The organism is Lentzea indica (genome assembly GCF_012184385.1).
Lineage (GTDB): Bacteria > Actinomycetota > Actinomycetes > Mycobacteriales > Pseudonocardiaceae > Lentzea > Lentzea indica.
In genome coordinates, this window is sequence record NZ_VSRL01000374.1 from 1 (window position 1) to 6,593 (window position 6,593).

General features: G+C 70.5%; 4 protein-coding genes. 2 read left to right on the top strand and 2 right to left on the bottom strand.

Translation table 11 applies throughout. From position 1 onward, the window contains the following. Positions 1 to 137 precede the first annotated feature (137 nt). Positions 138 to 2,327, bottom strand: a complete 2,190-nt coding sequence (gene pabB / locus FXN61_RS46160) for an aminodeoxychorismate synthase component I (protein WP_167980143.1) — start codon at positions 2,325 to 2,327, stop codon at positions 138 to 140. 38 nt (positions 2,328 to 2,365) lie between these two features. Next, positions 2,366 to 3,196 carry a putative antibiotic biosynthesis monooxygenase gene (locus FXN61_RS46165; RefSeq protein ID WP_167980144.1) on the bottom strand — a complete coding sequence of 277 codons (831 nt, stop codon included), beginning with the start codon at positions 3,194 to 3,196 and terminating at the stop codon, positions 2,366 to 2,368. Positions 3,197 to 3,387: 191 nt separating this feature from the next. Between FXN61_RS46165 and FXN61_RS46170 the strand changes: the two genes are divergently transcribed. Both FXN61_RS46170 and FXN61_RS46175 read left to right on the top strand, forming a co-directional pair. Further along, positions 3,388 to 5,277 (top strand): FAD/NAD(P)-binding protein, encoded by a 1,890-nt coding sequence (locus FXN61_RS46170; RefSeq protein WP_167980145.1) that lies wholly within the window; start codon positions 3,388 to 3,390, stop codon positions 5,275 to 5,277. Beyond that, on the top strand, positions 5,274 to 6,593 hold a 1,320-nt coding region (locus FXN61_RS46175; RefSeq protein WP_312878528.1), incomplete at its 3' end, for a lyase family protein. The genes FXN61_RS46170 and FXN61_RS46175, both read left to right, overlap by 4 nt.

Below are 6,593 nucleotides of genomic sequence, written 5' to 3' on the forward strand. Positions count from 1 at the left end.
CGCGGCCCGTGCGGCGAGGTCGTGGACCTGACCGTGCGTCCACACCGTGTCTTCCACCAGGTAGGCGGGCCGCGACGACCAGCCGGCCCGATCGGCGTGCCTCTCCAGTGCCAGGGCGGCGTTGTGGGCTCGGCTCATCATCCGGCCTCCACCTCCGCACCGCGGGTGGCGGCACGGCGACGACGTGCGTGCCTGCCCCGCCGGTGAACGCGTGGCTCCGCGGGCAGCACGGCAGCGGGCTCGTGAGCGCCGGAGCTCCAGTACGCCCGCATCGGCGCCGCCAGCTTGAGCAGCATCTCCTGGTACTCCCCGTCGGGATCGGAATCCAGCACGACCGCACCGCCCGCGCCGATCCGCACCCGTCCGGCTGCGAAGACCGCGGTGCGGATGACGATGCTCAGGTCGGCGGATCCGTTGCAGCTCAAGAAACCCAGCGCGCCGGAGTACACGCCCCTGGCGCTCGGCTCGAGGTCGTCGATGATCTCCATCGTGCGTTCCTTGGGGGCTCCGGTCATCGACCCGCCGGGGAAACAGGCCCGCACGCAGTCCAGCGCGTCCAGCCCCGGCCTCAGCTCACCCCGCACCGTCGACACGAGCTGGTGCACGGTCCGGTACGTGCGGGTGCCCATCAGCTCCGGCACTTGCACGGTGCCCACCTGGCACACGCGGCCCAGGTCGTTGCGCAGCAGATCGACGATCATCAGGTTCTCCGCGCGCGTCTTCGGGTCCTCGGCCAGCCCGTCACGCAGCGCGGCGTCCTGTTCGGGCGTCACGCCGCGCGCCGCAGTGCCTTTGATCGGTTCGGCCTGCACGACGCCGTCGGCGCCGACCCGGAGGAACCGCTCCGGCGAGGAACTGGCCACGTCGACCTCGCCGAAGCGCAGGTACGCGGAGTACGGCGCCGGGTTGACCCGGCGCAGCGCCCGGTAGTAGTCGGCGGACGAGCACGTCGCGGGGAGCTCCACCGCAGTGGTCAGGCAGATCTCGTAGCTCTCGCCCGCGCGCAGTTGTTCCTGGCAGGCAACGACATCGAGGCGATAGTCCTCCGCGTCGCGCAGCAGCCAGCGCTCGGTGATCTCCACGGCGTCCTCGTCCTGCGCCCACGAACCGGCGGGCGGCGCCTGATGGGACGACAGCGAGGAGAGGAAGGCGAACGTGGCGTCGAGCCAGGCGGTGGCCTCCTCATGGGCCGATTGCGTGTCCTCGGCCAGACAGAGCAGATGTGCCGTGTGCTCCTGGTGGTCGATGACGATGACGCGGTCGGCGAACAACCAGGCCGCGTCCGGGGTGCTGCTGCGGTGGGCGGCCCTGCCACCGAGCGCCGCCTTGAGCTCGTAGCCGAAGTACCCGACCCAGCCGCAGGTGAAGTCGAACGGAAGATCCGGCCGCGGGTGGGCGCGATCGGCCAGACCGTCCCGCAGGTAGGCGAAGACGTCGTCGCGCAGCCTGGCCGCCGGACGGCCGGCGCGCTCCACCGTCACCACGCCCGCCCGCACGTCGTAGCTGCAGTACTCGGCGAGCGGGCCGGTGTCGTCGCCGAGGTAGGAGAACCGTGCCCCGCGCTCGCCTGCTCCGGTGCCGTCCAGCCAGAACGCGCGCTCCGACGCCGAGTACAGCTCCGTGAACACCTGCTCGGGATCGACGACGCCCTGGTACACAGCGGTGTGCAACCGATGGCGGGGCTGCCGTGCGGGCGCATCATCGGCGGCTGGTGCGGCGTCGGCACCGCGCACGGTGATGGACGGCCTCGCGACCTCGGAGAGCCCGCGGAAGTTCGCCAGCAGCCGGGTTCCCCACTCCGTGAGGATCGACTCGGGGTGGAACTGCACTCCCCACTGCGGGCGGGACCGGTGCCGCAGCCCCATCAGCACGCCGTCCTCCGCCCAGGCGGTGGCCTCCAGCTCGGGCGGCAGCGGTTCGCGCACGCACAACGAGTGGTAGCGCACCGCCGTGAACCCCTGCGGGATGCCCTCGAACAGGTCGCGACCGTCATGCGTGACCACGGTCGGGTGACCGTGGCGGGCCTGTGGCGCCAGCGCGACCTGCCCTCCCGCCAGGAACCCGAGCCCCTGATGGCCGAGGCACACGCCGAGCACCGGCAGCACGTCCTGGTTCAGGAACCTGATCGATCCGGCGAGGTCCCGGCTCCTGCCTGGTCGTCCTGGACCGGGGGAGATCACCACGTTGTCCACCTCGTCGAACGACAACCTGGCCAGCTCCGGGTCGTCGTTGCTCAGCACGACGGGGTCTTGCCCGTTCACGCTCGCGACGAGATGGAACAGGTTGTAGGTGTACGAGTCGTGGTTGTCGATGAGAAGGGTTCGCACTGAATACGCTCCGGTGCTCGGGGGTCAGCGGCGACGGTTCAGCGGCGACGCGAGCGAGACTGCTGCCCGCTGGGGAAGGTCGCCGGGGCCGCGTGCCGTGACCGCGACGCTCTGGGTGGTCGTGAGCCCTGCCGGGCTCCGTTGTCTGCCGGCACGGCCAGGGGACGAAGGCCGTGTGAGATCGAAGTGGGGGCGTCGACGGCATCGGGCTGGTCGGGGTCAGGCCGGCCGGTGTCAGCCCAGTCGGTGTCGGGCGCGTCGACGGCTGGAGAGTCCACGGCGCCGGGCGTGGCACCGCCCGGCGCCGCCGCGGGGACGGTGCCCCGGCGCAACCACGGGCCGAGCACCTTCATCACCTGCGGCATGAGCACCCAGGTCATCAACCCCGTCACGCACACGCACAGAACGAACGTGCGCGCCAGCAGCGGCAGGCCCGTCACTCGCGGGATGACGGTGACGTTGACCAGCAGCACCGCGGGGAACACGCCGATCAACGTCACCACCGCGGTCTTCCACCGCGGTGGAGGTGGTGGGGCGCCCGGCGGTGTCTGCGCAGGTGGTGGCGGCGGATCGACGACGGTGGCGAAGCGCCCGACGTACTCGCGCCAGGTCGCGTGAGACCGCGAACGGCTCCACTCGCCGGCGCTCTCCGCGCTGTCGAACCAGCAGATGACCAGCCACGTCGCCGAATCGCCCGATGCTTTCTCCATTCTCCCGTCGAGATAGCCCTGTGATCTGGACGCCGCACCGAGCAGTCCCTTTACCGACGTCGCGAAACTCGCCATCCTGCCCGGCTTCACCCGGTGTGTGCTGACGACGACACCCGCGTTTTCGTCGAGGGCTGGATCGGTCGCGTGAGTGGAACGCATCGAGTGCTCCCCTCGGCGCGACAGAAAGGCATACAAAGATTCATACGGGCACAGGTAGTTGCGGGTTCAACCTGTGTTTCGGCCGCTGGATCTCACGTCGATCACACATCGGCGGGCGGAGTATCGGCAGCCCGCCTGCTCCGGAAGTTGGTCAATCCATTGTGGATGAATGCTGTGTAGGTATCGTCGGAATGGGACCCAGAGGTCTCTCCGTATTGGAAAGAATTTGCGCCAACTGGTCGCCAGTTGATCTGGGTGACGAACTCGTGGTGCATGTCGTGGACCCTGCGGAACACGGTTCTGGATCTGTGTGGAACACGCGGCAGCCGAGCGGATTCCTGATGAACACGGTGTGCTCGCAAGTCACGGTTTTCCCTGATGACAGCGTGCGGATGGAAGGTCCGGTTCGCCGTGGCCCTTCGTTGTACGAATGGTCGAGATCGATCGCGTCCACCGCTAGTCTCGACGACGGGAACGACACGATCAGGAACGAGGCCAGGCGCCTGGGACCCGACTCCTATCCCACGCGCGCCTTCTACGGGCATTACCTCGTGTGGGCGCTGAAGGAGATAGTTCGGAGCGCTCCCATCGGGGTGCGGATCGTCCACCACCGCCAGAGGGCCGTGGAGGTGTCAGAGGACGAGGCCGGACACACCGTCCGGCTGGCCGACGGACAGCTGCTCGGCGGGCTGGACGCGGTCGTCCTGGCACAGGGGCACCTGCCGTCGCGGCCAGGGACTCGGGAGCGTGAGTTCGGCGAGTTCGCCGCCGCACGCGGTCTGCGCTACGTGGCGCCGGGCAACCCCGCCGACGCCGACCTGGCTCCGATCGCACCCGGTGAACCCACGCTGCTGCTGGGTCTCGGCCTGAACTTCTTCGACCACCTCGCCGTGCTGACCTCCGGCCGCGGCGGACGGTTCGAGCGTCACGACGGAGTTCTCGTCTACCACCCCTCCGGCGACGAGCCCCAGCTGTACGCGGGGTCGCGCCGGGGCGTGCCGCTGCACGCGAGAGGGGAGAACCAGAAGGGCGCACACGGCCGTCACCAGCCGGCTGTGCTGACCGAGGACGTCGTGCGGGCGTTGCGTTCCGCGCCGGTCGACTTCCGCGCCGACCTGTGGCCGTTGATCGCGAAGGAGGTCGAGACGGTCTACTACGCGACCGAGCTGGCCTCGCGCCTGGAACCCTCCGACGTGGCCAGGTTCTCCGGCCGGTACCGCTCGTGCACCCGTGGCCAGGAGGAAGCGGCGCTGCTGGACGAGTATGGCATCGCGGAGGGCTCGCGATGGGACTGGACGCGGGTCGAGCATCCACTGGACCGGCACGGGTTCGCCTCGCTGGAGGAGTTCCGCCCCTGGCTGCTGGCACACCTGCGCGAGGACGTGGCCAGAGCGGCAGAGGGCAACGTGCGCGGACCGGTCAAGGCCGCGCTGGACGTCCTACGCGACCTGCGCAACGAGATCCGGGCGGTGGTCGACCACGGCGGACTGCACGGCCGCTCTCATCGCGACGACCTGGAGCGCTGGTTCAGCCCGCTCAACGCGTTCCTGTCCATCGGGCCTCCCGCCCGGCGGATCGAGGAGATGGCGGCGCTGATCTCCGCCGGAGTGCTGGACGTCCTCGGGCCCGGCACGCGCGCCGAGATGGATCACGCCACGTTTCTCGCGGTTTCCGACCTGATGCCGCAACCGATACCCGTCCGGGCGGTGATCGACGCGCGCATGCCGGCGCCCGACATCCGCACCGCCGACGACGAACTGCTCCAGCGTCTGCTCGCCACCGGGCGGTGCAGACCGCACCGCGTACCCGACGGTGAGGGCGGCGTCCTGGAGACGGGCGGACTGGACGTGACCCCCAGACCCGCCAGGGTGATCGCCGCCGACGGCGCCCCGACCCCGGGGCTGTACGCGCTGGGCGTGCCGACCGAGTCGGTGCACTGGGTGACCGCGGTGGGCATCCGGCCCTGCTCGGCCTCGGCGACCGTCGGCGACGCGGACGCGATCGCGCGCGCCGTGCTCGGACCGCATCGCGTGCCTCACGGCGTGCGTGAAGACATCAGCGTGCTCGGGAGGGCGATGTGATCCACACCGGGAACGACCTCCGCGACACGGGACTGCTGTCGCCGGTGCGCGCGACGACCGTGGTGGAGGCGCTCACCTCCGACGAGGTGTGGCTGCGCGCGATGTGCGCGGCCGAGGCCGGACTCGCCCGAGCCCAGGCCAGGGTCGGCACCGTGCCCGCTGCCGCCGCCGACGTGATCACTCGGGTCGGCCGCGACGGGAACTTCGACATCGCCGGGATCGCCGCGCGTTCCCGTGGAGCGGCGAACCCGGTCGTCGCCGTGGTCGAGGATCTCACCGCACTCGTCGCCGCCGTCGACCCCGCCGCCGCCGAGTACGTCCACCGCGGCTCCACGAGCCAGGACGTCCTCGACACGGCCAGCTGCCTGGTCGTCGCGCGGGTGCTGGTCCAGATCAGGCAGAACCTCGCGATGGTGATCGGCGCGCTGGAGGGCCTGGCCGACCGGCACCGTCACACCGTCATGGCCGGCCGCACGCTCACCCAGCACGCCGTGCCCACGACGTTCGGGCTGAAGGCGGCGGGGTGGCTGCATCTGGTGCGGGAAGCGGACATCAGAGCACAGCATCTGGTGCAGCGGGGCCTGCCCGTGCAGATCGGTGGTGCGGCCGGAACCATGGCGGGCTACCTCGAGCACGCCCGTCTGCACTTCGGCGCCGATGAGGTTCCCGCGGACTACGCCGCGAACCTCATCACCGCTTACGCCGAGGAGATGGGCCTGGCCGAGCCCGTGGTGCCGTGGCACGTCCTGCGCACGCCGATCGTCGACACCGCGGCGTGGTGCGTGCAGCTCACCGGCGCGCTCGGCAAGATCGCCCTGGACGTGCAGTCCTTGTGCCGCACCGAGATCGCCGAACTCGGCGAGCCCGTCGCCGTCGGCAAGGGAGTCTCCTCCGCGATGCCGCAGAAGCAGAATCCCAGCCTCGCCACGATGATCCGGTCCGCGGCGCTGCAGGTGCCCGGCCTCGCCTCGACGCTCGCCCACTGCATGCTCGCCGAGGACGAGCGGCCCGCCGGAACCTGGCACGCGGAGTGGCAGCCGCTCAGGGAATGCCTGCGTCTGGCCGGCGGCGCCGCGCACACCGCGGTGGAACTGATCACCGGTCTGCGCGTGCACACCGACCGGATGCGGGCCAACCTGGAGATCACGCGCGGGGCGATCGTGGCAGAACGTCTTTCCGCGCACCTGACGCCGCATCTGGGAAAGGTGAAGGCGATGCGTGCGGTCGCGACCGCCGCCGGCCGCGGCGGGGAACTCGCCGAGGCGCTGGCGCGGGAACGCGGACGTGGCGGCGGTGCTCGACGCCGACACACTGAA

What these genes read in the sequence shown, in the direction of transcription:
- FXN61_RS46165 (WP_167980144.1), bottom strand. Translation starts at nt 3,196, where the DNA reads ATGCGTTCCACTCACGCGACCGATCCAGCCCTCGACGAAAACGCGGGT.
- FXN61_RS46170 (WP_167980145.1), top strand. Translation starts at nt 3,388, where the DNA reads ATGGGACCCAGAGGTCTCTCCGTATTGGAAAGAATTTGCGCCAACTGG.